We start from the raw sequence: 26,247 nt of genomic DNA, 5'->3' as shown, positions 1-26,247 counted from the left end.
ACACTTTATCCACACTTGCAATACTCTTTGCCTCACCATGCGCACTTCCCCCTCCGGGCAACAACCATCACTCATCACCGCGATCACGGCATCTCTCCTGCTCGTGATCGTCGGCGCCGTGAGTGCGTGCGCTCCCATCGGTCCTTTCACCGGCCCCCTCGGTGGCGCCAAGCCCGCCACGGCCGCCTCTGCCACCACGAACCTCAGCACCCCCGCTGCCGACTCGCCGGCGGCCAAGCCGTCTCCCCAGCCCTCCCGGGTCTCCGGGGGCGCGCAGCGGGAGGCGCCCACCGGGCGTGCCGCCGCCACGACCAGCCCTCTCTACCGGGTGCGCGGCGTCTCCTCGTCCTCACGATGCGCGGCGGGGGGAATCCGTGAGGGAAGCGCCTCCTCGTACCGGATGTTCATGACCCGCATCACCCGTTGTCTCGACCGGGTGTGGAAGGCGCGGCTCACCGCCGCCGGTCTGCCCTTCTCCCGCCCGGCCCTGCGCTTCACCACCACGACCAAGGTGACCAGCCCGTGCGGACGGTGGCCGGCCAAGGCCGCGGGGTTCTACTGCTCGACCAACCGCACGATCTACATCGGTGTGCTCCGCGAGGCGCTGAGCAACCCCTACCCGATCAACCACGCCCAGTTCATGGCCCACGAGTACGGTCACCACGTGCAGAAGCTCATGGGCGTCATGGACTACTACGGCAGGAGCGTCTGGAACGCTAGGCTCTCGACCAAGCTCGCCTTCTCCCGCCGCCTCGAACTGCAGGCCGACTGCCTGGGCTCGGCCTTCCTCCGTCAGGTCTCCACCGACCTGTCCGTCGAACAGGCCGACTGGGACTCGATCATCGAGTGGGTCACGGCCAACGGCCACAAGAACTGGATCAGGAACGACCACGGGAGGGGTCGCAGCCAGGCCTACTGGATGCAGCGCGGCTTCGAGGTGGGTTCCCCGTCGGCGTGCAACACCTGGTCCGCCTCCACGGGCACGGTCTCCTGACCTCCCTTCTTGGCCTCTTCTGTCGCTTTCAGGATTTTTCGCTTTATTCCCCCAGCTTCTTCGGATGCCTCTTATCCCAGCTTTCGGCCGTCTTTAAACCATCCCCAAGCCGTCTATCAGGCTTAACATCCGATATCCCCCGTTTCGTAGACCATACCCACCAGGGGCATTTCGCTTTACCCTCCTCTTTACCTCCATTAAGGTTCGGGATCATGCGTATCCCCGCCATCTCCCTTGTTTCCGGTGTGCTGGCGAGCCTGCTGTTCGCCGGTACGGCCGGCGCGGCCCCCTTCGCGCAGGCGTCCGTGGGCAAGGACCCCACGAAGAGCAACCCGATCTACGACAGCGGGCAGTTCAGGATCAAGTCGTGCGACGAGCAGCCCACCCAGCCCGACGACCTCGACACCGCCCGGGTCGACCTGGAGTTCCTGCTCGACTGCCTGAACACCGGCTGGGGAGACCATCTGACCGAGGCGAATTTCCCTTTCGCCAAGCCCAAGCTCGTCACCACCACCCGGACGAACCTGGAGACCGGCTGCGGCAGGTATCCCGGGACCGCCCAGGCCGTCTACTGCCCGAACAACCAGAGGATCACCTTTCTGCTCAACCAGAGCATCCTCGCCGAGCAGACGGAGTTGTTCCTGTTCGCGACGATCGCCCATGAGTACGGCCACCACGTGCAGCAGCTCACCGGGATCATGCCGTCGTATCTCAACCGCAAGTACAGGAACAAGGCGGCGAAGCTCGACGCGACCCGCAGACTGGAGCTCCAGGCCGAGTGCTTCGGTGGCGCCTTCATCGGAAGCGTCTGGATGTCCCTCGGCCGCCGCAAGAGGGACCTGAACTACATGATCAAGGTCGCCATCGGCAACGCCACCCACGGCAAACACGCCAACATCGCCTACTGGATCCGCCGGGGCTTCGCCGCCGACTCCCCCGACGCCTGCAACACCTTCACCGCCCCGGCCGCCAAGGTCGCCTGACGCCGTCCGGCCTCGGGAGCGTCATCCGGCCAGATTCTGACCAAAGGACTTCACCAGGTCCTGATGGGCCGGACCCTCCTGGGTCTCTGGGGAGACACCCGGCTCCGCCTCCAGCGTGACTCCGTCAACCTGGTCGTCGAACGAGGTCCGGCGCCCCGGATGAAACCATCGCAAGGGGCGCCGGTTCCGGCCTATAGATCTGCGAAGTACTGCGCCACGTCATAATTATTGATCAGCTTGGCCAGCCCTACGGGAGTCTGACCGTAATTATTTTCTCGATACGGATCGGCACCCCACCCCCTCAAGAGGTTAATCAACTCACCTCTTCCACGGGATTGGAATACCGCGTCACCCAGGGGCGTGTTCCCATGCCGCGTCACAGAGTCCACTTCCGCCCCGTTTTCGAGGAGAACTCGAGCAGCACCAAGACGCCACTCCTGTACCGCCATATGCAACGGGGTGAAGCCGTCGCCATCTGCAAGATTCGGATCAAAACCGCTTGCAAGAAGCTCCGAGACCCTGCCTGAATCTCCTTCCAGGGCGGCATAGTGTAGCTCAGATCGCCCCTTCCGGTCAGTACTGTCACCGCTCATGGCGAGGACTCACATTCTCATACGCGTCTTCGACGCGGTAGGCATCAGCACCGTTCTGATGTTCAATAAAGCCCTTCCCTGGACATAGCCCTGCCTGCCTTAACGACATCCCTGGATCCCCAGTATCCACGACCCGGCTTATGTCTGCGATGAAACCGTCCGGCGGTCAGCCTGCCCGAACAGTGAAGCTTTTTCATCCTGATGGTCCGGTGCAGCAGGTCCTCGCGGAACGGTGCCCCGGCGAATCTCACAGGAAGCTTGTAGAGGAGCGATCCACCGGCTGCGGCCGGCCTGCGGGACCATAGAGGTGGATCCTGCTCACCTCAGTTCGGGAGCGGCTCCGCACAGGTAGGTGGACCCCTCCAGCAGCTCCGGTGTCAGCGTGATTCCGGTGAGACGCTCGGCCAGGAGAAACGCTGGCCACTCGCTGGGGTAGAGATCTCTGTAGTCGGATTCGATCCGCCGCATGCTCTCCGCGACCTCGTCCGGTACCTCTTCCGAGTAACCGTCATCAGCAATGAAGCAGAACCGGATCTCTCCGTCTTCGATCCAGTAGAAGTACTCGACGCCTTCGACGTCGCGGAAGTGGGAGACGAGGCGGGTTCCCGACGACAACGACGTGATGATTGCTTCATCGGCGCCGAGCCCGCCGTTGGGTTCGACGATGAACACCCAGTCGCCGATGGCGACGGCGCCGAAGAACATGTCGTCCCAGGTGCCATAGGTGCCGGGTCCGGAGTAGGAAGCCTTGATCAGCTCATCGAGCGTCATAGGTGTGAAATTCTCCGGTCGGCCACCGAGCCGGGTCACCAGTTGCTCGGGTGTCAGGCCGCGGACGTAGGTGAAGCAGTAGGCCTCCGCCAGGTCGGGGAAGCGCTCGTAGGAGAACCAGGCATAGTTGTCAGGGGTCGCGATCATTTCGTCATGCTCGCAGTACCGACCGACACATGAACCTTTTCATCATTGAACGATCCGGTGGTCCTGCAGGACGGCGACGGCCTTGCACAGGTGCCCGGCCTTGTTGGGGCTGCAGCGGAGCTTGCGGAGGATGCGCCAGCTCTTGAGCTGGGCATTCGCCCGCTCACCCGGGCCTCGAAAGTGGGCGTGTGACCGGTTGGCCCACTTCTGGGACTCTGGCTTGCTTCTCTCTCGGTACGGGGTGATGACCGGGCCTTCCGCCCCCTGATAGGCCTTGTCGGCGAGCGTGACGATGCCGGCCCGCTCCAGCTCGCGCAGAACGCCCCAGATCCGGGCGGCGCTCAGGTCGTGCGCCTTGCCGGGCAGCGCTCCGGACGTCCACAGGATCGTCCCGTCCGGGGTGACGATGACCTGGACGTTCATCCCGTGCACGCGGTGCTTGCCGGAGAAGTACGGCCGGTCGGCTTTCACCCGGTCGGTGCGGATCAGCGTGCCGTCCAGCACCAGATAGTGCAGCCCGTCCTTCTTAGCTTTGCGTACCGCCTGCCGGAGTTTCGGAGACCGCGCCGACAGCAGCCTCACCGTCTCTTCCACGGAGCGCCAGGCGGTTGCCGTCGACACTCCGAACCCGGCGGCCAGTTCGCTGAACGTCTCGCCTTTGCGCAGGTAGACCAGGGCGAGCAGGGTTTGTTGTCCTGGATTCAGCCGCCGCCAGATCGATCCGATCGCCTTGCGCCGCCGACGGATCAGCCCGGCCATGTAGTTCAGCGTTGAACGCGACACATCGACCGCGGCACGGTAGAACAGCACCTGAGGCTCCTGGTTGTGACGGGTCTGGTTGTGGTGATCAATCCGTCTACCAGGAGCTTTCTACGCCATCAGGCGAACGTCAGAGTCGCGATCATGCTGTGACCAGTAGGGCCGTCCCCAGAAGGTGAAAAAGCTTCACTCGCGGGCCAGGGATCTCAGACCGTTCACCCGCTGGATCAACATGGAACGACCCGGGCCGGAGGACACCAGGCCGAGAGCGGGGAGCCGAAGGGTCTGCGGCCTCGGGGTCGTGTGAACCTTCACGAGCATGGAGGCGAGCAGGGCGGGGCGGCCCAGTTGTACGGCGGCGCCGCGGTCGGCCGCCAGTTCCCGGTAACGGCTGAGCGGTCGCAGCGGAAGCTGGGCCAGGGCGATGAGGACACCGGCCACCGCGATGGGCAGCCCTGTCTCGAACAGTTCGCCGAGACCGCGTCCGGCCCAGGCCAGCGCGATGGCGAACGAGCCGGCCAGCGTCGTCACCGCGACGTCGCGGTGACGGATGTGCGCGATCTCGTGGGCCAGCGCCGCGGCGAGCTCGTCGGGTTCCAGGACGCGCAGCAGCCCGCTGGTGACGATCAGGGTGGTGTGCCTGCGGGAGCGGCCGACGGTGAAGGCGTTGGGGACGGGGTCGAGGCTGACGGCGACACGGGGTTTGGGCAGTCCGCTGAGCGCGCAGAGCCGGTCGAGCACCGCGTGCAGTTCGGGCTCGCGCTCGGCGTCGACGAACCTGGCCCCCGCGACCCGCCGGGCGAGCCGCTCGGTGCCGAACCACTGCAGGGCGACGGTCAGCGCGGCCAGTACGGCGACGACGGGTGAGGGAACCCCGCACCGCAGGGTGACGGCCACCGGGACCGCGTAGAGCGCACCGAGCAACGTCAGCGAGACGAACATCCGGACGTACAGGCCGCGCATGCCTCTCCTTCCAGCCACGTCGACGTAGCCGGAAGGTCTCCCCTGGTCCGCGCGGACCCTGCCTGACCGGGCGTTGGCCGTATTGACGACCAGGCAGCGTGAGGGTACTCCCCTTCCCCGTTCAGAAGATTGTCCCGACAATCCGCCTTCGAGACAACTCCTTCCGCGAACGACCTCGCTTTTCGAGAGCAAGCTCCGCTCTTTGAGAAGCCCTGGAAAGCCCTACGGGAAACCGCTCGGGAAAGCCTCCTTCGAAACCGCCTCTTCGAGGAGACCTCGCCTCTTGGAACAGCCGAAGACTTCCGGAACAGTCAGAGCCCTTAGTGAACACCCCATCACCCTCGGGAACGGTCTCCCCTTGGCGAGAAACGGGTCCGGCGGGAACGATCCTTGCGAACGAGGAAAGGGCGGGTGAGACCCGTGAAGGTCTCACCCGCCCTTTCGGCAGGTGTTACTTGGCGATCAGGGAGCGCAGGACGTACTGCATGATGCCGCCGTGGCGGTAGTAGTCGGCCTCTCCGGGCGTGTCGATGCGCACGACCGCCTGGAACTCCTTGCCGTCCGCCCTGACCGTCACGGTCTGCGGGATTCCGCCGCCGTTGAGCTCCTCGACACCGACGATGTCGAAGGTCTCCTCACCGGTCAGGCCCAGCGAGTCGACCGTCTCGCCCTCGGGGAACTGCAGCGGCAGCACACCCATGCCGATGAGGTTGGAGCGGTGGATGCGCTCGTAGGACTCGGCGATGACGGCGCGGACGCCGAGCAGCGCGGTGCCCTTGGCCGCCCAGTCACGCGAGGAGCCCGAGCCGTACTCCTTGCCCGCCAGGACGACGAGCGGGACGCCCGCGGCCTGGTAGTTGACCGAGGCGTCGTAGATGAAGGCCTGCGGGCCGCCCTCGACGGTGAAGTCGCGGGTGTAGCCGCCCTCGACGCCGTCCAGCAGCAGGTTCTTCAGCCGGATGTTGGCGAAGGTGCCGCGGATCATCACCTCGTGGTTGCCGCGGCGAGAGCCGTAGGAGTTGAAGTCCTTGACCTCGACACCGTTGGCCTTGAGGTAGTCGGCGGCCGGGGTGCCGACCTTGATGGAGCCCGCCGGGGAGATGTGGTCGGTGGTGACCGAGTCACCCAGCTTGGCCAGGACCTTGGCACCCGTGATGTCGGTGACGGGGTCCGGCTCCTGCGGCATGCCGTCGAAGTAGGGGGCCTTGCGGACGTAGGTCGAGGCCGGGTCCCACTCGAAGGTGTCGCCGGTCGGGATCGGCAGCGACTGCCAGGCCTCGTCGCCCTTGAACACGTCGGCGTAGTCGCGCAGGAACATGTCCTGGTCGATGGAGGAGGCCACGACCGCGGAGACGTCCTCGGGCGAGGGCCAGATGTCGGCGAGGAAGACGGGCTCGCCGTCCACGCCGGTGCCCAGCGGCTCGTTGTTCAGGTCGATGTCCATCGTGCCCGCGAGGGCGTAGGCGACGACCAGCGGCGGCGAGGCCAGGTAGTTCATCTTGACGTCGGGGTTGATGCGGCCCTCGAAGTTGCGGTTGCCGGACAGCACCGCGGTGACCGCCAGGTCGTTGGCCTGGATGGCGGCGGAGATCTCCTCCTGCAGCGGGCCGGAGTTGCCGATACAGGTGGTGCACCCGTAGCCGACCAGGTTGAACCCGATCTTGTCGAGGTACGGCTGCAGCCCGGAGCGCTCGAAGTAGCCGGTCACGACCTGGGAGCCGGGGGCCAGGGAGGTCTTCACCCACGGCTTGCGGGTCAGGCCCTTGTCCACCGCGTTCTTCGCCAGCAGGGCGGCGCCCATCATGACGTACGGGTTGGAGGTGTTGGTGCAACTGGTGATGGCCGCGATCGTGACGACGCCGTGGTCGATCTCAAAGCTCGTGCCGTCGGAGAGGGTGACCTCGACGGGCCGGTGCGGACGCTCGCCGTTGAGCCCGGCGGCGTGCGGCTTGTCGCCGTTGCCGTCGTGGCCGACCGCCGGGGAGTCGGAGGCGGGGAAGGACTCGGCGGAGGCCTCGTCGACCGGTCCCTGGATGCTGGGGGCGTAGTCCTTGACGGCCGCCCGCCAGGCCCGCTTGGCGTCGGACAGCGCGATGCGGTCCTGCGGGCGCTTGGGGCCGGCGATCGACGGGACGACCGTGGCCAGGTCGAGCTCGATGTACTCGGAGAAGACCGGCTCGGGGGCGGACGGGTCGAGCCACAGGCCCTGGGCCTTGGCGTAGGCCTCGACCAGCGCGACCTGCTCCTCGGAGCGGCCGGTGAGCCTCAGGTAGCCGACCGTCTCGCCGTCGATCGGGAAGATGGCGCAGGTCGAGCCGAACTCGGGGCTCATGTTGCCGATGGTGGCGCGGTTGGCCAGCGGCACGCTGGAGACGCCCTCGCCGTAGAACTCGACGAACTTGCCGACGACGCCGTGCTTGCGCAGCATCTCGGTGATCGTGAGGACCAGGTCGGTCGCGGTGGCGCCCGCGGGGAGCTTGCCGGTGAGCTTGAAGCCGACCACACGCGGGATGAGCATGGAGATCGGCTGGCCGAGCATCGCGGCCTCCGCCTCGATGCCGCCGACGCCCCAGCCGAGAACGCCGATGCCGTTCTCCATGGTGGTGTGGGAGTCGGTGCCGACGCAGGTGTCCGGGTAGGCCTTGCCGTCGCGGATCATCACGACGCGGGCGAGGTGCTCGATGTTCACCTGGTGCACGATGCCGGTGCCCGGCGGGACGACCTTGAACTCGTCGAAGGCGGTCTGGCCCCAGCGCAGGAACTGGTAGCGCTCGCGGTTGCGCTCGTACTCCCGGTCCACGTTGCGCTGGAAGGAGTCGGGGCCGCCGAAGAAGTCGACGATCACGGAGTGGTCGATGACCATCTCCGCGGGGGCCAGCGGGTTGATCCTGGCGGCGTCGCCGCCGAGCTCGCGCACGGCCTCACGCATGGTGGCCAGGTCCACGACGCAGGGCACACCGGTGAAGTCCTGCATGATCACGCGGGCCGGGGTGAACTGGATCTCCACGCTGGGCGCGGCGGTCGGGTCCCACTGGCCGAGGGCCTGGATGTGGTCGGCGGTGATGTTGGCGCCGTCCTCGGTGCGGAGCAGGTTCTCCAAGAGGATCTTCAGGCTGTACGGGAGGCGCCCCGACCCCTCGACGGCGTCCAGCCGGTAGATCTCGTATTCCGCGTCTCCGACGCGGAGCGTGTCACGGCTGCCGAAGCTGTTCGCGGACACGGTTCGCCTCCCTTGTCACCCTGTGTTGTCTGAAGCACCCACACGAAAAGGGCGCACCTGAATCCTGCCGCACCGCCGGATCGCCTCATTCGGTTAGGTATGCCTAACCAGCAGGCCGCCATCAGGTTGCAGCGGTTGTCTCGATATCAAGATATATGGGCATGTATCTCGATATCAAGTTACCCGTGAGTAGGGTCAAGCCTGGACGAGGCGGAAGTAGAGCAACCCCAGGACGACCACGGAGAGCACCGGGGCGAGGAACTTCTGCTCGAAGGCACGGCCCGTCTTGATGCCTATCTTCCAGGGCAGCAGCCAGCGCTGACGCAACGGCCACAGCACCGGGCAGCCCTTCTCCGTGCAGCAGTCTCCCACGACGTGTACCAGGCAGCCGACCGCGACCGCCACCCCCAGCCAGGCGTACCCCACGTTCTCATTGCGGAAGACCACGAACAGCCCGAAGGTCAGGCCGATGTTGACCATCGCGGAGGCGACCTTCTTACCCGGGACGCCGATGCCGATGGCCCGCAACGCCAGGCCGATGAGCAGTATGACGAGGATGTCCCTGCCGATCGGATAGGTGTTGGCCAGATAGTGCGCCCCGAACCCGACGGCGACCGCGAACAGCAGCGAGTGGGTGGCGTGCCGGTGCCCCCCGCTCAGCCACGAGACCGCCTTGCTCAGCCCCCAGGTGACCGGCCCGAAGGTCTGGGCGATCGTCGCGCTCGGATGGTCCAGGTCCGGCAGCATCGCGGACCCGGCGCAGACCAGCGTCCCGGCGATGAACTCCGCCGGGGTGAGCGCGTGCACCATGACCCCGGTCTCGATGAACCTGGAGGACTCGGTGAGCAGCGGCAGGGCCGCCAGTGTCGGCGCCACCCCCAGCCACGCCACCGCCCCCGTCAGCGCGTGCGTGTGCCCCATCATCGGCCAAACACTCCCATCAAGATCACTTTGATCGACTGTACGGCAAAGCCCGCCCAAACAGAGGATCAAGTCATTCTTCACCGTCGGCGTGTCGGCCGTAAGTGCTCGATGGGAAACGTACGCATGGCCGGAGCCGGGCGGAGCGGCTTGAAGCCACTCCCCCGGATCCGTCCGTATGAGGGCCGTACCGGCCACGTGCGCCGGCAGGCGACAGGGAAGCCCGCCCGGCGCTCAGCGGGTCTTCCAGAGGCCCCTCGCCGCCCCTGATCCCGGACCCACGGAAGGCCCTGCCCGAGGAAACGCCCGGCGTGATCCGCCGAGGCCTCGTCCAGGGAACGGCTGTCGTGATCCCCCGGGCCTCAGCCGGGGAGACGCCCGCCGTTCCGGTCGCCGGCCCGGTCATACCCGCCGTGGCTTCTCCGGCCGAGCCGGTCACCGCTCCAGTACCGGTTGCCCCCGACGGACCGCTCGCCGCCCCGGGAACGGTCGTATCCGTGGTCCGCGGACCGTCCGGCACCCCGGCCGCCGCGTCGTGCGGCTGCCCGGCCGCCGGAGCCCTCGAACGTCCATCTCCTGGAGCGCGTTCCCCCGTGCGGTCCGCCCCTGGCGTGTGTCCCGTCGAGCCCGCCGACCCGCCGGGTGTTCCGCCCCGCCCGGTGTTTCCTCGACCACCCGGCCTGCCACTCGTCGGCCCACTCGGTGCCCGCGGAGCGCCTGTTCCCCCGGTCGTGCCCCCACCGCCAGCCGCGTCGGCCGGCCCCCGGGTTCGTCCGTCCGGTGGTCCGCCTTCCGGCGTGTTCACCGGCCGGGGGCCCCTGCCGTTCGACCGTCCAGCCGGTGGAGCTGCCGTGCCCCGGTTTCGAGTACTGCGTGGCTCCCACGGCCGCGGTCCCCACGAGTACGGCCAGCAGCCCGGCGCGCATCATGTCCATCCGGATCCTCCCCCTTGGTCCGTCCGATCTTCAGGGGGCAGATCTCCACAGACGTTCTACCCGGGGGCCGGGAACGGCTAACGGACGCGAGAAGGGCGCGGCGCCACGCATGAGAAGGGCGACCCGGGGGAAGATCTCCCTCAGGCCGCCCGTTTCTCCACAAACGACAGACGGGACCGTTCCGTGCCGAAAGCACCCCCCAGCCCTTCCGGCGCGGAACGAATCCCGTCTATGTCCTTTGTAACGTGCAGGTCTCAGGAGTTGTTCCAATTTCAGCCGGGAATTACGTGATCTATCTCACTTTCTCGTCTCGCAGCCGAGAGTTCGCCCTCGGTGACGGTCAGCAGGAAGGGCACGACCGGCACGACGGCCAGTACGGCGAAGCCCGCGAAGGCGGCTCTCACCCCCGCCAGTTCGGCGAGCAGCCCGGCCAGCCCGGCACCGACGGGCAGGGTTCCCCAGCTCAGCAGGCGTGAGGCGGCCGAGTAGCGTCCCAGCAGGTGATCGGGGACGATCAGCTGTGCCAGGGTGCGGCTGTTGACCGTCCAGAGAGTGCCTCCCATGCCGCCCAGGAACGCGGCCGCGCCCACCGCCCAGGCCTGGGGAAGGACCGCGGGGACGACCATCATCAGGATCGTGCCGACGAGGTCGAGGAACAGCGCCCACCGCACACCGAGCAGGCGGTTGACCGGGGCCGTGAGCACCGCGCCGGCCAGGCCGCCGACGCCGATCGAGCCGAGCAGCAGGCCGTACGCAGCGGGGTCGAGGCCGAGGGTCCGCACGGCGTAGGAGGGCAGCAGGGCCAGCCAGGCGCTCCAGCAGGCCACGAGCACCGCGATGGTCAGTGACATCGTGCGCAGCAGGCGGTGCCGCCACAGGAAGGCGAGCCCCTCGACCATCTCCCCCCGCACCCCGCTTGATCGCGTGGCCGTACCGGCCGGGCGGGCGACGCGGAAGCGGCCCGCGAGCAGGGCGAGCAGTACGGCTCCGAGCGCGAAGGCCCCGGCGGAGGAGCCGAGGGCGAAGGCCGCGCCGACGCCGACCAGCAGGCCGCCGACGGCCGGCCCGGCGAACTCGTTCGCCACGGTCTCCGCGCCCGCGATCCAGGCGTTGGCCCGGCCGAGCCGTTGCCTGGGCACCGCGGCGGGGACCAGGGCGCCGACCGCGGAGTTCGCGACGACCTCGGCCAGGCCGATCAGGGCTCCCGACAGGTAGAGCAGTGGCAGGGTCAACGCCTCCGCCGTGACCGCGGCCAGCAGGGCGAGCGCGACCGCGAGCCTGACCAGGTTGGCCAGGGCGGCCAGGCGTCTGCGGTCGCCCCGGTCGACGAGCACGCCCACGTGGAGGGAGGCCAGCAGCCACGGCAGCGTCAGGGTCAGCCCGACCCCGGCGACCAGGCCGGGTGAGTCGGTCAGTTCGACGGCGAGCAGGGGAAGCGCGATCTTGGCCACCCCGTCGGCGAGGTTGGTCGCGACGGTGAAACCGATGAGCACCGTCTCGTTGCGCCGCGGCGCCCGTTCCGCGTAAGTCATCATCAGCTAACCCCCAAAACACTTTAGAAGGTTACAGGGTAGCCCCGAAGCCCGGGATGCGAAACGAGGGGTTGTTCTTAGAACGCTCTCGATATATCTTTGACACATCAAGAGCGGTCGGTGGACGATCGCTGAGAACAGGGGGTACCGACATGTCGGCGGAAGCGATGGGGGGCTGGGCCTCGGGGGCCGTGCCGCACGAGATCAGGCACGAGATGAAGCGCGCCGCCAGGGAGGTCTTCAGGGGCATGGCCACCGCCTGGCACCACGGCGGCCCGGGCCCGCGTGAGCACGGCCCGCACGCCTTCGGGCCGCACGAGCACCATCACAGGGAGCACAGGGAGCACAGGGAGCACGGAGAGCGCCGGGAGCACAGGGAGCGCGGTGGCCGCCGCGGCGGGCCGTTCCCCGGTGGCCCCTTCCCCTGGGACTTCGGCAGGGGCGGTCCGTTCGGGCGAGGGGGCCCGTTCGGCGGGGGCGGCCCCTTCGGGCGAGGGCGCAAGGCGAAGCGGGGCGACGTCCGCGCCGCGATCCTCGCGCTGCTCTCCGAGGAGCCGCGCAACGGCTACCAGATCATCCAGGAGATCGCCAAGCGCAGCCAGGGAGGCTGGAAGCCCAGTCCCGGCGCGGTCTACCCGGCGCTCCAGCAGCTCACCGACGAGGGCCTCGTCCTGTCCGAGGAGACCGACGGGCGCAAGTCCTTCCAGCTCACCGAGGCGGGCAGGGCCTATGTCGCCGAGCATCAGGAGGAGTTGCGCGCGCCGTGGGAGGAGATGACCCCCGATCTCGGAGAGAGTTCCTGGGAACTGATGGATCTGGCCCGCCAGTCAGCCGTCGCCCTCTTCCAGGTCTTGCAGAATGGCAGTGAGGCGCAGATCCGCCAGGCCCGGCAGATCATGATCGACACGCGCCGCAAGCTCTACCAGATCCTGGCAGACGGCGAACCCGGCGAGGAGTGATCCCACGATGACGTTTCCCGACGATCTCCGCATCGGAGACGCCGAACGCGAAGCCGCCATGGAGTCCCTGCGTGAGCACTACGCGCAGGGCAGGCTGAACCACGAGGAGTTCGAGGAACGCCTCGACGTGATCATGACGGCGCGCACAGGTCGTGATCTGGCCCGCGCGGGCGCCGACCTGCCCGACCTGCCCGGTATGTACGGCTTCGGCGCCACCGAGAACGGCGGCCCCGGCGCCGTCGCGGAGGGCGACGGGGAGCGGTGGGACCATCACTCATGGGACCAGCGGGAGTGGCGCAGACAGTGGCGCAATCAGTGGCGTGAGGCCCGCAGACTCCACCGGCACGCCCATCACGGCTGGTCCCACTCCGGTCAGTGGCAGCAACAGTGGCAGCAACAGTGGAACGAGCAGTGGCGGAAGCAGGCGGCGCTACAGCGGCTGACCGCCCAGCGGTGGGCCGCGACCCGGCATCACCGGCCGGGGCACCACCGGGGCGGGGCCGCGTTCGTACCGGTACTGATCGGGGTGGTCGCCCTGACGGCGATCATGGGGTTCGGCGTCTTCAAGATCCTGTTCCTGGCCTGGATCGTGATGGCCGTGGCGGGCGTGTTGCACCGCAAGCACTGGCACCACCGGATGGGCCACGGCCGCAGGTGAATCCCCTGGCCTGACCTCTTCCGTCCAGGGAGGGGTCAGGCCAGAGACTCCCTCAACAGCCGCAGTTCCCCGGCTATCCGGTCCAGTGTCCAGTGGGCGTTCAGCCCGCTGGGATTGGGCAGCACCCACACGGCCGTCTCGCCGATGCGTCTGTCCTGCGGCCCGATCACCGCTCCGCGCTCGGCGAAGGCCGTCCGGTAGGCGGTGACGCCCAGGACGGCCAGCACCTTCGGCTTGACCTCGGCGACCAGCCCGGCCAGCCGTACCCCTCCCTCACGGAACTCCTCGGCGGACAGCTCCGCCGCCTGGGCCGTGGCCCGCGCGACCACGTTGGTGATCCCGAGGCCGTAGGAGGGCAGTTCCCACTGCTGAGCGGGGGCCAGCAGCCTGGGGGTGAAGCCCGACAGGTGCAGCGCCGGCCAGAAGCGGTTGCCGGGCCTGGCGAAGTGGTGACCGGTCACCGCGGAGTACAGACCGGGGTTGATGCCGCAGAACAGCACCTCGATCGAGGGGCCGAGCACGTCGTCGACGGTCAGGTCGGCCGCGGCGGCCAGCTCGGCCTTCGTCGGCCGCGGCGACTTCGTCGGCTTCGCCGATGGCGGGGTTTCCGGGACCGGGGGCACGGAACGAACCTAACCCATCTCCTCCAGTTTCCTGCCCTTGGTCTCACGCACCTTGAACAGCACGAAGACGAAGGAGAGCACGGCGAAGAAGGCGTATCCCACGTAGGCGCCCGCGAGGCTCCACTCGGCCAGGGACGGGAACGAGACGGTGATCAGCCAGTTGGCCACCCACTGGGCGGCGGCGGCCACGGACAGCGCGGCCGCCCTGATCCTGTTGGGGAACATCTCTCCCAGCAGCACCCAGACCACGACACCCCACGACAGCGCGAAGAACAGCACGAACACGTGCGCGGCGACCAGGGCGACGGTGCCCTGCACCGACGGCAGCCGTACGGTGTCGCCGATGTGGACGCCCGCGCTGAAGGCCCACGCGGCGACGGCGAGCGCGACCGCCATGCCCGCGGAACCGATCAGCAGCAGGGGCCTGCGGCCGATCCTGTCGACCAGCGCGATGGCGATGAACGTGCCGACGATGTTGATGATCGAGGTGGAGAAGCTGATCAGCAGCGAGTCGCTCTGGTTGATGCCGACCGACTGCCACAACGACGCCGAGTAGTAGAAGATGACGTTGATCCCGACGAACTGCTGGAACACCGAGAGCAGGATGCCGATCCAGACGATCGGCAGCAGGCCGAGCGCCGGGCCGCGCAGGTCGCTGAGCCGGGGCCGGTGTTCCAGGCGCAGCGAGGCCTGGATCTCCTTGAGCCGGTCCTCAAGGTCGGTCCTGTCCCCCTCGACCTCCTTGAGCACCCGGCGCGCCATCTCCGTCCTGCCGATGGCGACGAGGAACCTCGGCGACTCGGGGATGATCGTCGAGAAGAGCAGATAGAGCAGGGCGGGCACCAGGCAGGCGCCCAGCATCCACTGCCAGGCCTGCAGGCCGAGCAGCCTGTTGTTGACGTCTCCCCCGGCGAGCTGCGCGATCGCGAAGTTGACCAGCTGGGAGACCGCGATGCCCAGCACGATCGCGAGCTGCTGGAAGGAACCCAGACGCCCCCGGTAGGCGGGCGGCGCGACCTCGGCGATGTAGGCGGGGCCGATCACCGAGGCCATGCCGATGCCGACACCGGCGAGCACCCGCCACAGGGCCAGATCCCAGATCGCGAACGGCAGCGCCTGACCGAGGGAGCTGACCGCGAACAGCAACGCGGCCACCTGCATCGTCCTGGTACGTCCCCAGCGGTCGGCGATGCGCCCGGCGATCCACGCGCCCAGCGCCGAGCCGAGCAATGCGATCGCGACGACGAACCCGATCTGGACGGGGCCGACCCGGAAGTACTTCTGGATGCCGGTCACGGCGCCGTTGATGACCGCGCTGTCGTAGCCGAAGAGGAACCCACCGATGGCGGCCGCGGCGGTGATGAAGACGACGTGCCCGAGGTTCTCTTTGGGGGTGCCCGAAGGGGTGGTACCGACCATGACAGTCCTTTCCCCGAAACCCACGTGCCTAACGGGCCGCCCCGCGATGCCCCCTCGCTTTCCGAACCTGCCCTGAACTGCGGAAACATCCCTGTTCTGAGTCTCTCACGCCGCCCCCCACGCCGGCGGCGCGACTCACCCGGCTCCCTCGTGGCCCGCCCGTACGGGGCTCACCAGCGCAGGATCGCGGCCACCCCGCCGGACTCGGCGAGGTCCTGTGCGGCCTCTCCGTCCAGCACGATCACCTCGGCGTCGATGTCGAGGGCGCGTTCGATCATGCGTTCCCCCATCGTGGGATCGGGCACGACCTCCTCCCCCGATTGGCCCTGCGGGACGTCTCTCCGGGCGTAGAGCCGCCCGTCCTCCGTACGGCCGCCGTCCCACTCGGCGGACTCGTCCAGCAGCAGCTGTGCCACCCGGCTGTCGTTCAGCGCGCCGAGCGTCGCCTCAAGACCCAGGGCGCCGGGACCGCCGGACAGGGCGGCGTCCCTGGCCCGCTCGGTCAGCTCGACGCCGTGCCTGGTACGGGCGGCCCGCAGCTGCGGCTCGACGTACTCGGCGAGCTTGGCCGGGGGCAGCGAGTCGACGACCGCGTCGACCTGGAGGACGTCCCCGCCGACCAGGGGCGCCACGATCTCCGTCAGCTGGACGTCGCCGAGGAGCACGACCGTCTGCCAGCCGCGCCGCCTGGCCTCCTCGGCCACTCCCGGAGCCGCGGCGCGCAGCTGCCGGGTGAGGTTCTCCTCGACGCGGCGTTCGAACTTGTCGCGGTGCGTCGCGGCCGACCTGGCGAGCTCCGCGGTGGCCGGGCCGCGCATCTGCTTCCACTCCTCCACGGGGATCTCGAAGGAGGTACCGCCCAGCTCCTCGGTCAGGCCGTACCGGTAGTCGATCATCTTCAGGCCGTCCCTGGAGAGCACGACGAAGCCCGCGGGAGGCGCGGCCTCGACCGCGTTGACCAGCGGGCGCACGTAGGCCGTCGACTCCATGACGATCTGGTCGGCGACCGGCACCTGGAAGGAGAACGACCGCGCCCGGCCGTCGCCGACCGGCGCGAACATGACGCGTCCCAGGCCTGACTCCGTCGGGTCGAGCAGCTGCTCGAAGTCCGTCTCCAGCTCGTCGAGCCGGTTCAGCAGGGCCGTCCGCCGTTCCCTGTCCCTGACGGCCGTCATCTGCTCCCGCAGCTCCGACAGCTCGTTGCCGAAGCGGATCCGCCAGGCGGGTTTGACCGCCGCCTCCTCCTGCGGGGAGGCGGTCACGTAGAACGACAGCACCCCCAGTTCGTCGTGCATGGAGACGACCTCCCGCAGAGCTGCACGGCCGAATCGCTCGAATTCCACGGCGCCTCCCCTGATGGTCGGGTTCTCACCACAGTAAGGAGAGATACGGGAGGGATAAGGGACACATCGTGGAATATGCCCTTCCGCTGCGCGTGTCTTTACCCGCGCGCCGGACGCCCGGCGTCCGGCGCCCGGTCTACACCCTGGGCAGGACCTCGGCGGCGATCAGTTCGAGCTGGTCGAGGTCCGACAGGTCCATGACCTGCAGGTAGACCCGCTCGACGCCCAGCTCGGCGAACTCTCCGATCTTGGCGACCACCTCGGCCGGGGTACCCGCCAGGCCACTGGCCCGCAGCGTGTCCGGCTCCTGGCCCGCGGCCTGGGCACGGCGCGCGACCTCGGCCTCGTCGGTGCCGACGGCCACGGTCTGCGCGACGGAGAGGATGATCGGCCGGTCGCGCCCCTCCTCCTCGCAGGCCCTCCTGACCCGGCCGAAGGCGGCGGCGCTGTCCTGCGGGGTGTGGAAGGGGACGTTGTACTCGTCGGCGAACCGCGCGGCCAGGAGCGGGGTGCGCCTGGCGCCGAACCCGCCGATGATGATCGGCGGCCTGGGGTTCTGCTCGGGTTTGGGCAGCGCGGGTGAGTCCGCGAGCCGGTAGTGGGCCCCCTCGAAGGAGAACGTCTCACCGACCGGCGTGCCCCACAGCCCGGTCAGGATCTCCAGCTGCTCCTCGAAACGGGCGAAGCGCTCGCCGAGCGGCGGGAAGGGGATCCCGTACGCGACGTGCTCGGCGTCGAACCAGCCGGTGCCCAGGCCCAGCTCGACCCGGCCGCCGCTCATCCGGTCCACCTGGGCCACGCTGATCGCCAGCGCGCCGGGATACCTGAAGGTGGCGGGGGTGACCAGGGTGCCGAGCCTGATCGTGGAGGTCTCCCTGGCCAGGCCCGCGAGGGTCACCCAGGCGTCGGTCGAGCCGGGTCCGGGGTCGCCGGGACCGATCCGCTGGTAGTGGTCGGAACGGAAGAAGGCGTCGAAGCCCAGTCGCTCCGCGGTCCGCGCGACCGTCAGGAGCTCGTCGTATGTGGCGCCCTGCTGCGGTTCTGTGAAGATCCTCAACTTCATGAACATCATTATCCGGGCACTACGGACGCCGTCCATGGAAACACAACGGCGTGGCGGAACACTTGCTACCGTTCATTCTTCGGTGCGCAAAGTGACCATACAGGCACCCATCGCAACCGTTCTGTGCCGTCGAGGAGGGAGATCCCATGCCGGTGGCGACAGAGTCGGCGACCGGGCCCGAGGCAGGTCCGGAGCCCGGGGCCACCACCCGCCGCGTCCGCGAACCCGGCACTCCGCCGCGTTCCCTCGTCGCGCTCGCCTCCCTGGCCCTCGCCGCGGGGACGGGCGCCGCCCTCTGGGCGCTGCCCGGCGGGGCCGTACGGCCCGCGCGGGCCCAGCGGCCGGTCGCTCCCCCGCCCGTCCGGGTCCCCGCCCCGGTCATCCCGGCCCCCGTCCCGTCTCCCGCCGGGCGGCCCGGTCCCGTCGCACGCCCCTCGGGGTTCGTGACGTTCGTCGACGCCGCCAGGAACCCGTCGTTCACGGCGCCGTTCACACCCCCGGGGCCGTCCGCGCCCGGCCGGGTGCACTGGTTCACCCTGGGACACCTCACCGCGGGCGAGGACGGCTGCACCCCCGAGTGGAACGGGCGGGACCCCGGCCTGTCACCCGCTGGACGCCTGGAGCGTCTGCGGGCCTCCGGCGGCGAGGTGGGGCTCGTCTTCGGCGGTCCAGGGGGCAGGGAACCGGCCACCACCTGCGCCGACCTCGGGCGCCTCACCGACGCCTACCGGCGCGCGGTGAACGCCTCAGGCGCGGGCTACGTCGACTTCGAACTCGGCGGACACGACAACGAGGCGACCGTCCTGCGCCGCGCGGCGGCCATCGCGTCCCTGCAGCGTGAGGCCGCCGCGGCGGGCGAGACCCTCACGGTGAGCTTCACCCTGCCCGCGGACGGCGACGGCCTCAGCCTCGCCGACCAGCGGATGCTCAGGGTCACCCGGGAGCGCGGAGCCGAGATCTCCGCGGTCAACCTCCTGGTCCCGATCCGGAGCGGTCCCGGGCGCCGCTCCCGTCTGCGGCCGATCGCCGAGGCCGTACGGGCGGCCCATCCCCAGGTCGTCAGGTCCCTGGGCAGGACGGGCACGGGGCATCGGATCGCCCTGTCCCCGTTCCTGAGCGGCGCGAAGGACCTGACCTCCGCGGACGCCCGCAAGCTGGTCGCCTTCAGCACCCGCGAGGGGATGGCCTGGCTGTCCACCAGGGGAGCGACCCCCTCCTGGCGCGTGTCCCGCCTGCTGGCGGCCCTGGCTCACTAGACAGACACCCCACATGGGGTTATACATGCGCCGCAGTCCTCGTCGAACCCACAGGGGAGACATGCCGAAGATCAACGTGTACCTGCCCGACGAACTGGCCGAGGCGGTCAAGGCGGCCGGGGTCCCGGTCTCCGCCGTCTGCCAGCGTGCCCTGGAGCAGGCCGTACGGCGTATCACCGCCATCAGGGAGACCGGGCTCGGCTCCCCGGGACTCGACGGTTCCGGCGCCCGCTTCGCGAGCTTCACCCCCCGGGCCCGTACGGCGGTGAGCCTCGCGCTCGAGGAGGCACGCGCGGGCGGGGCCGTCGAGGTCGGCACCGAGCACCTGCTGGGCGGCCTGCTCGCCGAGGGCACCAACCTGGCCCTGCACGTCCTGCGCGCCGTGGAGGTCGATCCCGGGCAGGTACGGCGTGAGCTGGACGCCCTCGGGGGGAACGGCGCCATGCCCGCCACCCCGGCGCGCTTCAGCGGACCCGCGGCCGCGGCCCTCGAACTGACCGTGTCCGACGCCATCGCCCTGGGGCACAACTACGTCGGGTGCGAGCACCTGCTCCTCGGCCTGGTCACGGAGCCGGAGGGAACGGCGGGGCGCGTCCTGCGGAGGCTCGGCGCCGAACCGAGGCTGACCCGCCGCGCCGTCACCGCCGCGCTGGCGGGCTACGTCCACCTCAGGGCGCAGGACCAGACCACGACCGAGCGTCCGCCGAAGTCTTCGCCGGAATCCCTGTCCGAGGCCGTCCGCCGGGAGTTGCGGCCCATCGTCCAGCGCCTGGAACGGCTTGAGGAACGGCTCGACCGACCCGTGGAAAGGTGAGGCACCGCCTGGCGGCGAGGTCGCACTGCCCTGAAAAATCCCCTGAAGCCGGACATGTAACGGCTATAAGGTTCGCCCGTGGACAATCTTGAAAGCCTCGTCATCACGAGACGGCTTCGGGTCCCCGTCGACACCCCTCACGAGGCCGTGCCGGGGCGGGGGGAGGTGGCCGCCCGCCAGCTCGACGCCGCGTTGCTGAGCGTCGGTTTCACCTGCTCTGCCGCGCTGCTCGAACGCCTGTCGAGCCTGCCCGGCGAGGAGGTGATCGACCTCGGCGCACGGGTCGTGTCCGTCGTCCGCGGCCTGGTCGGCGACCACGTCCAGCACAACGCCTACTTCGTCGACTTCCCGAGGAACGTGCCGGACACCCTGGAGTTCTGGGCCGGTATGCTCCACGAGGCCCTGATCGACCCGGACGCCGCGGACCGCCTCCTGGGCCCCGTGCTCAACCTGCTCGAACTGCCCGGCTACGGCCGTTACCAGCACACCTACGCGGACCTGCTCGCCGCCCACGCCGAGCTCGTCCCGCTCGCCGGAGACCGGGTGACCGTGCTCGACCTGGGCGGGAGCCTGGAGGACGAGGCCCGGGAGCTGTACTTCTCGCTGGCGGGCTCCGAGGTGCCGCCGGCCGTCGAGGACCTGGCCGCGCTGCGCGCCCTGGCGGCGTTCTGCGTCGTCTCCGGGACCGGTCACCCCGAGCGTGTTCCCGTGCGGGAGAACCGCGCGGTCCTCAACGAGGTACGGCTCGCCGCCGGCCTGCCCCTCCTCGTCGACACGGTGACCGACGTGCTCAGGCTCGCCTGCGGCCTGTCCGGAGGCGACGTCACGCTGGCCGTGCCCACCAGGTTCCGTTCGTTCCGCCGCGCCGAGCGCCGGGCCCTGCTGCGGGCCCTGGACTCGGTGGCCACCCCGTCCGGGCTCGGCGACGTGTCACGTCACCGGGAGCGGTGGAAGCGGCTCGGGGAACGGCTGCACCCCCACGAGCACCCCGGCCTCCCACGCGCCGCCCGGGTCTTCGAGGTGGCCCGGGGCGACCTGCGGGTCGCGGGAACCGGCAGCCGGGTCGAGGCCGCCCTGGCCGCGGGCCGTACGGCCGAGGCCGTCGAGCTGCTGGAGCACGCGCCCGGGGCGCTGTTGCGCCGCCTCGACCACCTGCTGCGGACCGGGTCCGACGAGCGTGCGGTGTTCGAGGCCGCGGAGAGGGCGGTCACCGGCGCCTCCGGCCGTGTCCTGCTGTCCCTGCGCGAGCACATGCAGAACCGGCTCGTCCCCGCCGCCGGGCGTGTCTTCGTCAACCGGCACGCCAGGGCGTGGACGGCGCCCGACCTCCGCCCGCCGCTCGCCGGGGAGGTCCTGACGCGGGTGCTGGCCGTACTGGACGCCGAGATCGTCCGGCGGCTCCCGGACCCCGGTCAGCTGGTCGTCGATCCCGACGCGCTGGACGTCGCCCTGCCGCTGTCCGCCAAGGCCGTCTCCCCCGGGCTCGGCATGCTGCCCCGCGGCTCGCTCTCGGCGGTCGACGGCGAGCTGCTCAGGTTCTTCGTGCACTGGCGTGAGGCCGGGCTGCGCACCGACTACGACCTGTCGGCGCTCATGCTCGACGCCTCCTACGGCTCCCCTGAGCACGTCTCGTGGACGAACCTCGCCAACGGCTTCGCCCGGTACTCCGGTGACCTCACCGAGGCTCCCGCGCCGCACGGCGCCTCGGAGTTCATCGACATCCGGCTCGCCCAGTCGACCCACCCGATCGTCATCCCCCAGGTCAACGTCTTCGCCGGGGAGCCGTTCGACGAGGCGGCCGAGGCGTTCTTCGGCTACATGACGAGAGACGCCGCGCAGGAGGGCATGCCCTTCGAGCCGCGTACCGTGCGGATGAAGTCGGACCTGCGCGGGTCGGGGCACATCGCCCTGCCGCTCGTCTTCCTACGCGGCGGCGACGACCGCTGGCGGGTGAAGTGGCTGCACCTCTACCTGAGGGGGTACCCCCAGTTCAACCAGGTCGAGGGGAACCGGCTCACCGCCTCACTGCTGGTGCGCTCGATCGTGGAGCGTGACTACCTGCGGGTGCGTCACCTGGTCGAGCTGTGGCGTGCGAAAGGGCCCTCCGCCGGGCGGCACGTCACCTACATCGGGCTTGAGGCGTCGGCGGCGCCGCCGGGCGCCCGGATCCACACTCCGGCGACGCTGCACGAGGTGATCCCCGCCTGATACGGTGTGGCCGCGAGGCCATGAGGGGACTTCCTTCTCACCATTTCCCGGTAGTCTCCCCGCTCTCCTCGCGGTCCGGTCGTGAGGCCATTCGAGGGCTTCCTTCTTCCTGGTTCGATTCCAGGTAGGCCCCATGGGCCTACTGGCGCTCAGCCCCCGAGCCTTCCTCACAACCGGTTCCTAGACCTGCTGCCACAGGGCGGGCATCAGGTCCGGCGCCCATTCGGGCAGCGAGGTGTGCGACTGCAGGCAGCGGTAGGTGTCTCTGTGATGGCCGACCAGTTCTCCCGCCTTGTACTGCATGCCGGGCTGCCAGAAGTTGTCGTAGATGACGTCCCCGGGCCCGGGGACGGGTGGGTCGCCGGGAACGCCGGCGACGGCGGGCGGGACGACGGCCAGGAAGCCGGTGGCCAGTACCGCCGCGAGCACGGCGGCATGGGGTCTTCGGAGGTTCACCACGGGTCTCCTCGTGAGGTCCATCGGGACACCTCAATGTGACTACCGGCCGCCCCCGGCGAGAAGCTCGCACTTCTCCATATTTCGGGCGGATGGTCGCCCCCGCCCACGCCCTTCCGGACAGCCGCGCGTCCACATCGTGGAATGCCGGCAGGGCCTCCACGGGAGAGAGCCGGCCACGCCCGCGTGCGGCGTTTCCCGGTTCAAGGACATGACGGCGCCCCCGCCCTGAAGGCGGGGGCGGTTCCCCGCCGAAGGCTAGGTCGGGTCGCCGACCAGCAGGGCCACGCACTCCACGTGGTGGGTCATCGGAAACGCGTCGAAGGCTCGCAGGTCGGCGAGGCGGTAGGAGCGGTCGCCGAACCAGGCCAGGTCACGGGCCATCGTCGCCGGGTCGCAGGAGACGTAGACGATCCTGGTGGCCCCGAGGGCGGCGAGTTGCTCGACGACCTCGCGGCCGAGACCGGCGCGGGGCGGGTCCACGACGACCAGGTCGGCGCGCTCGATGCCGAAGCGGTCGAGGGCGTTCTCCACCCGGCCCCTGGCGAAGCGGGCCTGGGGCAGGTCGCGCAGGTTGCGCTCGGCGTCCCGTACGGCCACCGACTCAGACTCGACGCCGAAGACCGCGCCCTCCGGGCCGACCGCCTCGGCCAGACCCGCGGCGAACAGGCCGACACCGCAGTACAGGTCGAGGGCCCACTCTCCGGGACGTGGGGCGGCGAACTCCATGACCGCGCCGAGCAGGGTCTCCGCGGCGCCGGGGTGGACCTGCCAGAAGCCGCTGCCCGTGACCTGGAAGTCGCGTTCGCCGACCCGCTCGACGAGATGGTTGCGGCCGTGGACGACACGGCTCCTGCCCCCACCCTCGTCCACGAAGACGGCCACGCTCGCGTCGATGTCGGGCACCGCGACCGTACGGCGCGGCCTGGGGGCGATCACGACGGCCTGGTCGCCGGTGTTCGAGGCGATGACCTCGACCGAGGAGGCGTTGCGCCAGTTCATGACCTCCGCCCCGACGTTCTCCACCTCCGGGTGGGCGATCAGGCAGGCGTCGATCGGCTCGATGTCGTGGGAGCGGTGGCGCCGCAGGCCGAGGACGCCGTCGCGGTCGACGGCGAACTGGACCCGGGTGCGCCAGCCGAGTCCGTCGGGAGCGCCGGGCACCTCCTCGACGACGCCCTTCCACTCGATCCCGGCGAGCCTTCCCAGCTGTTCGGCGACCACGGCTGTCTTCAGCAGACGCTGGGCGTCGAGGGAGGCGTGCTGCCAGTCGCAGCCCCCGCAACGGCCGGGACCCGCGAACGGGCACGGCGGGGTCACCCGGTCCGGGGAGGGGTCGAGGATCTCGACCGCGTCGGCCCGCAGGAACCGGGTGGTCTCCTCGGTGATCTCGGCGAGGACGCGCTCGCCGGGGAGCGCGTGCCGTACGAAGACCACCCGGCCGTCATGGCGCGCGACGCACCAGCCACCGTGCGCGACGGACCCCACCGTCAGTTCGATCGCCATCGTCACGCCCCCAGGTCTCTTCGTCGGTCCGGCCTCCTCGTGATCACGAGTGCATACGAAAGGTTATGCCTTCGCGCCCTGGTCCCGAGCCATCTCATGCCGGGGGCGGCGCACCGCGCCGGGGGCGGCGGGCTCAGGACGGCCCTTGAGCCGGTCGGAGGAGTGCAGCTGCCAGGGGACGCTGGTGACCATCACGCCCGGCTGGAAGAGCAGACGCCCCTTGAGCCGCAGCGCGCTCTGGTTGTGCAGCAGGTGCTCCCACCAGCGGCCCACGACGTACTCCGGGATGTACACGGTCACCACGTCGCGGGGCGAACGGCGCCGCAGCGACTTGACGTACTCCAGGATCGGCCGGGTGATCTCCCGGTAGGGCGAGTCCAGCATCTTCAGCGGGACCGGGATGCCCCTGCGCTCCCACTCCTCCTGCAGCGCCCGCGCCTCCTCGCCTTCGACACCGACGGTGACGGCCTCAAGCGTCGAGGGCCGGGTCGCCCTGGCGTAGCTGAGCGCGCGCAACGTGGGCTTGTGGATCTTGGAGACCAGGACGATGGCGTGGTTGCGGGCGGGCAGCATCGACTCGTCCACCTGGAGGTCCTCGTCGACCGCGAGTTCGGCGGCCACGTTCTCGTAGTGGCGGTGGATGCCCTTCATGATCAGGAACAGCGTCGGCATGGCGACGCAGACGATCCAGGCGCCGTGGGTGAACTTGGTCAGCAGCACGACCACCAGCACCACGCCGGTCATGACGGCGCCGAAGAAGTTGATGACCCGCGAGCGCTTCATCTGCGCCCTGGTCTTCGGCGCGGTCTCGGTCTTCAGGTGCCTGGTCCAGTGCCTGACCATGCCGATCTGGCTCAGCGTGAAGGAGACGAAGACGCCGACGATGTAGAGGTTGAGCAGACGGCTGACGTCCGCCTGGAACCCCCACAGCAGCAGGCAGGCGCCCGCGGCCAGGATGACGATGCCGTTGGAGAAGGCCAGCCGGTCGCCCCTGGTGTGCAGCTGACGGGGCAGGTAGCGGTCCTGAGCCAGGATGGAGCCGAGCACCGGGAAGCCGTTGAAGGCCGTGTTGGCCGCCAGGAACAGGATGAGGGCCGTCACCGCGGAGATCACGATGAAGAACAGCGAGCCGTTGCCGAAGACCGCGTCGGCGACCTGGGCGATGATCGGCTGCTGGTAGTAGTCCGGGCCCGCGGGCCTGCCGTTGATGAGCACGTTGTGGGCGGCGGTGGCCGGGTCGGCGAGCTTGACGCCGGAGGCCAGGCCGAGCGCGATGATGCCGGCGAACATCGTGACCGCGATCAGGCCCATCATCAGCAGGGTCGTCGCGGCGTTCTTGCTCTTCGGCTTGCGGAAGGCGGGCACGCCGTTGCTGATCGCCTCGACACCGGTCAGCGCCGCGCAGCCGGAGGAGAAGGCCCGCAGGATCAGGAACGCCGCGGCCAGCGAGGTCAGGTCGGTCTGTTCGGCGACGATCTGGTACCCGGCGGTCGGCGCGCGCAGTTCGTCGCCCATGACCAGCAGCCGGAACCCGCCCCAGAGGACCAGGCCGATGACCGAGACCATGAAGGCGTAGGTGGGGACCGCGAAGGCCACACCGGACTCGCGGATGCCACGCAGGTTGACCAGTGTGAGCAGCACGACGATGGTGATGGCGACCAGCGGCTTGTGCTCGGCGACGTAGGGGATCGTCGCACCGACGTAGTCGACTCCGTTGGCCACGGAGACCGCGACGGTCAGCACGTAGTCGACCATGAGGGCGCTGGCGACGGTCAGCCCGGCGTTGGGCCCCAGGTTGACCGTGGCGACCTCGTAGTCCCCGCCTCCGCTGGGATAGGCGTGCACGTTCTGCCGGTAGGACGCGACCACCGTGAGCATCACCAGGACGACCGCGATGGCCACCCAGGGCGCGAAGTGGTAGAACGATAGTCCGGCGATGGAGAGGATTACGAGAATCTCCTGCGGCGCGTAGGCGACCGAGGAGAGCGCGTCACTCGCGAAAACCGGCAGCGCGATGCGCTTGGGGAGCAATTGCTCGTGTAACTGCGTGCTGCGCAGCGCGCGCCCGATGAAAAGGCGCTTGACGAGGTCCGTCACCTTTGACACGTCTGCCGATGCTAGTCC

22 protein-coding genes are annotated in these 26,247 nt (G+C 69.3%); 7 read left to right on the top strand and 15 right to left on the bottom strand.

Features of this window, described 5'->3' with window-relative positions:
* Positions 1-37: 37 nt before the first annotated feature.
* Entirely contained in the window at positions 38-994 is a 957-nt protein-coding gene (locus ACFYY8_RS15430) for a neutral zinc metallopeptidase (RefSeq protein ID WP_390041102.1), read from the top strand.
* A gap of 212 nt (positions 995-1,206) precedes the next feature.
* Positions 1,207-1,977, top strand: a complete 771-nt coding sequence (locus ACFYY8_RS15425) for a neutral zinc metallopeptidase (RefSeq protein WP_390041100.1) — start codon at positions 1,207-1,209, stop codon at positions 1,975-1,977.
* Positions 1,978-2,168: 191 nt separating this feature from the next.
* On the opposite strand, the gene ACFYY8_RS15420 is transcribed toward ACFYY8_RS15425, so the two are convergent.
* The 8 genes from ACFYY8_RS15420 to ACFYY8_RS15385 all read right to left on the bottom strand — a co-directional run bounded on the left by ACFYY8_RS15420 (position 2,169) and on the right by ACFYY8_RS15385 (position 11,821).
* On the bottom strand, positions 2,169-2,570 hold the full coding sequence (locus tag ACFYY8_RS15420; protein WP_390041099.1) for an ankyrin repeat domain-containing protein: 402 nt from the start codon (positions 2,568-2,570) through the stop codon (positions 2,169-2,171).
* Positions 2,571-2,888: 318 nt separating this feature from the next.
* Positions 2,889-3,488, bottom strand: a complete 600-nt coding sequence (locus tag ACFYY8_RS15415) for a DUF6461 domain-containing protein (RefSeq protein WP_390041097.1) — start codon at positions 3,486-3,488, stop codon at positions 2,889-2,891.
* Positions 3,489-3,530: 42 nt separating this feature from the next.
* Complete coding sequence (locus ACFYY8_RS15410; RefSeq protein WP_390041095.1) at positions 3,531-4,298, bottom strand: transposase family protein; 768 nt, start codon at positions 4,296-4,298, stop codon at positions 3,531-3,533.
* 135 nt (positions 4,299-4,433) lie between these two features.
* A complete protein-coding gene (locus ACFYY8_RS15405; protein ID WP_390041093.1) occupies positions 4,434-5,210 on the bottom strand; it encodes a M48 family metalloprotease in 777 nt (258 codons plus the stop codon).
* Between the two features lie 451 nt (positions 5,211-5,661).
* Positions 5,662-8,430, bottom strand: a complete 2,769-nt coding sequence (gene acnA, locus ACFYY8_RS15400; protein WP_390041091.1) for an aconitate hydratase AcnA — start codon at positions 8,428-8,430, stop codon at positions 5,662-5,664.
* 195 nt (positions 8,431-8,625) lie between these two features.
* Positions 8,626-9,354, bottom strand: a complete 729-nt coding sequence (locus ACFYY8_RS15395; protein WP_390041090.1) for a metal-dependent hydrolase — start codon at positions 9,352-9,354, stop codon at positions 8,626-8,628.
* Between the two features lie 359 nt (positions 9,355-9,713).
* Positions 9,714-10,286 (bottom strand): hypothetical protein, encoded by a 573-nt coding sequence (locus ACFYY8_RS15390; RefSeq protein ID WP_390041088.1) that lies wholly within the window; start codon positions 10,284-10,286, stop codon positions 9,714-9,716.
* 272 nt (positions 10,287-10,558) lie between these two features.
* Positions 10,559-11,821, bottom strand: a complete 1,263-nt coding sequence (locus tag ACFYY8_RS15385) for an MFS transporter (RefSeq protein WP_390041086.1) — start codon at positions 11,819-11,821, stop codon at positions 10,559-10,561.
* Positions 11,822-11,970: 149 nt separating this feature from the next.
* On the opposite strand from ACFYY8_RS15385, the gene ACFYY8_RS15380 reads away from it, so the two are divergent.
* Positions 11,971-12,777 (top strand): PadR family transcriptional regulator, encoded by an 807-nt coding sequence (locus ACFYY8_RS15380; RefSeq protein ID WP_390041084.1) that lies wholly within the window; start codon positions 11,971-11,973, stop codon positions 12,775-12,777.
* Between the two features lie 7 nt (positions 12,778-12,784).
* Positions 12,785-13,435, top strand: a complete 651-nt coding sequence (locus ACFYY8_RS15375; protein WP_390041082.1) for a DUF1707 domain-containing protein — start codon at positions 12,785-12,787, stop codon at positions 13,433-13,435.
* A 35-nt stretch (positions 13,436-13,470) separates the two neighbouring features.
* Here the strand turns inward: ACFYY8_RS15375 and mug are convergent, their stop codons facing one another.
* From mug to ACFYY8_RS15355, 4 genes are all read right to left on the bottom strand, one after another.
* Positions 13,471-14,058: a G/U mismatch-specific DNA glycosylase gene (mug, locus tag ACFYY8_RS15370; RefSeq protein WP_390041080.1), complete on the bottom strand. Its 588-nt coding sequence runs from the start codon at positions 14,056-14,058 to the stop codon at positions 13,471-13,473.
* A gap of 9 nt (positions 14,059-14,067) precedes the next feature.
* Positions 14,068-15,477: a sugar porter family MFS transporter gene (locus ACFYY8_RS15365; RefSeq protein WP_390041078.1), complete on the bottom strand. Its 1,410-nt coding sequence runs from the start codon at positions 15,475-15,477 to the stop codon at positions 14,068-14,070.
* Between the two features lie 170 nt (positions 15,478-15,647).
* On the bottom strand, positions 15,648-16,820 hold the full coding sequence (locus ACFYY8_RS15360) for a VLRF1 family aeRF1-type release factor (protein ID WP_390041076.1): 1,173 nt from the start codon (positions 16,818-16,820) through the stop codon (positions 15,648-15,650).
* A gap of 136 nt (positions 16,821-16,956) precedes the next feature.
* The gene (locus ACFYY8_RS15355) at positions 16,957-17,883 is read right to left on the bottom strand and encodes an LLM class F420-dependent oxidoreductase (RefSeq protein WP_390041073.1); all 927 of its coding nucleotides are present in this window, start codon (positions 17,881-17,883) and stop codon (positions 16,957-16,959) included.
* Between the two features lie 146 nt (positions 17,884-18,029).
* On the opposite strand from ACFYY8_RS15355, the gene ACFYY8_RS15350 reads away from it, so the two are divergent.
* The 3 genes from ACFYY8_RS15350 to ACFYY8_RS15340 all read left to right on the top strand — a co-directional run bounded on the left by ACFYY8_RS15350 (position 18,030) and on the right by ACFYY8_RS15340 (position 22,161).
* Entirely contained in the window at positions 18,030-19,139 is a 1,110-nt protein-coding gene (locus ACFYY8_RS15350; RefSeq protein ID WP_390041071.1) for a hypothetical protein, read from the top strand.
* Positions 19,140-19,200: 61 nt separating this feature from the next.
* Entirely contained in the window at positions 19,201-19,953 is a 753-nt protein-coding gene (locus ACFYY8_RS15345) for a Clp protease N-terminal domain-containing protein (RefSeq protein WP_390041069.1), read from the top strand.
* Between the two features lie 78 nt (positions 19,954-20,031).
* Positions 20,032-22,161, top strand: coding sequence for a hypothetical protein (locus tag ACFYY8_RS15340; protein ID WP_390041067.1), 2,130 nt, complete (start codon positions 20,032-20,034; stop codon positions 22,159-22,161).
* Positions 22,162-22,341: 180 nt separating this feature from the next.
* Here ACFYY8_RS15340 and ACFYY8_RS15335 read toward each other — a convergent pair whose 3' ends face one another.
* The 3 genes from ACFYY8_RS15335 to ACFYY8_RS15325 all read right to left on the bottom strand — a co-directional run bounded on the left by ACFYY8_RS15335 (position 22,342) and on the right by ACFYY8_RS15325 (position 26,229).
* Positions 22,342-22,617: a carbohydrate-binding protein gene (locus tag ACFYY8_RS15335; RefSeq protein WP_390041065.1), complete on the bottom strand. Its 276-nt coding sequence runs from the start codon at positions 22,615-22,617 to the stop codon at positions 22,342-22,344.
* A gap of 258 nt (positions 22,618-22,875) precedes the next feature.
* Positions 22,876-24,123: a class I SAM-dependent RNA methyltransferase gene (locus ACFYY8_RS15330; RefSeq protein WP_390041063.1), complete on the bottom strand. Its 1,248-nt coding sequence runs from the start codon at positions 24,121-24,123 to the stop codon at positions 22,876-22,878.
* Between the two features lie 63 nt (positions 24,124-24,186).
* Positions 24,187-26,229 (bottom strand): APC family permease, encoded by a 2,043-nt coding sequence (locus ACFYY8_RS15325; RefSeq protein ID WP_390041061.1) that lies wholly within the window; start codon positions 26,227-26,229, stop codon positions 24,187-24,189.
* Between the last annotated feature and the right edge of the window lie 18 nt (positions 26,230-26,247).

Origin of the sequence: Streptosporangium sp. NPDC001559 (genome assembly GCF_042893955.1) — a bacterium.
Taxonomy (GTDB): Bacteria; Actinomycetota; Actinomycetes; order Streptosporangiales; family Streptosporangiaceae; genus Streptosporangium.
The sequence above is the reverse complement of the archived record's forward strand: the minus strand, read 5'-3'. Positions and strand labels throughout refer to the sequence as shown.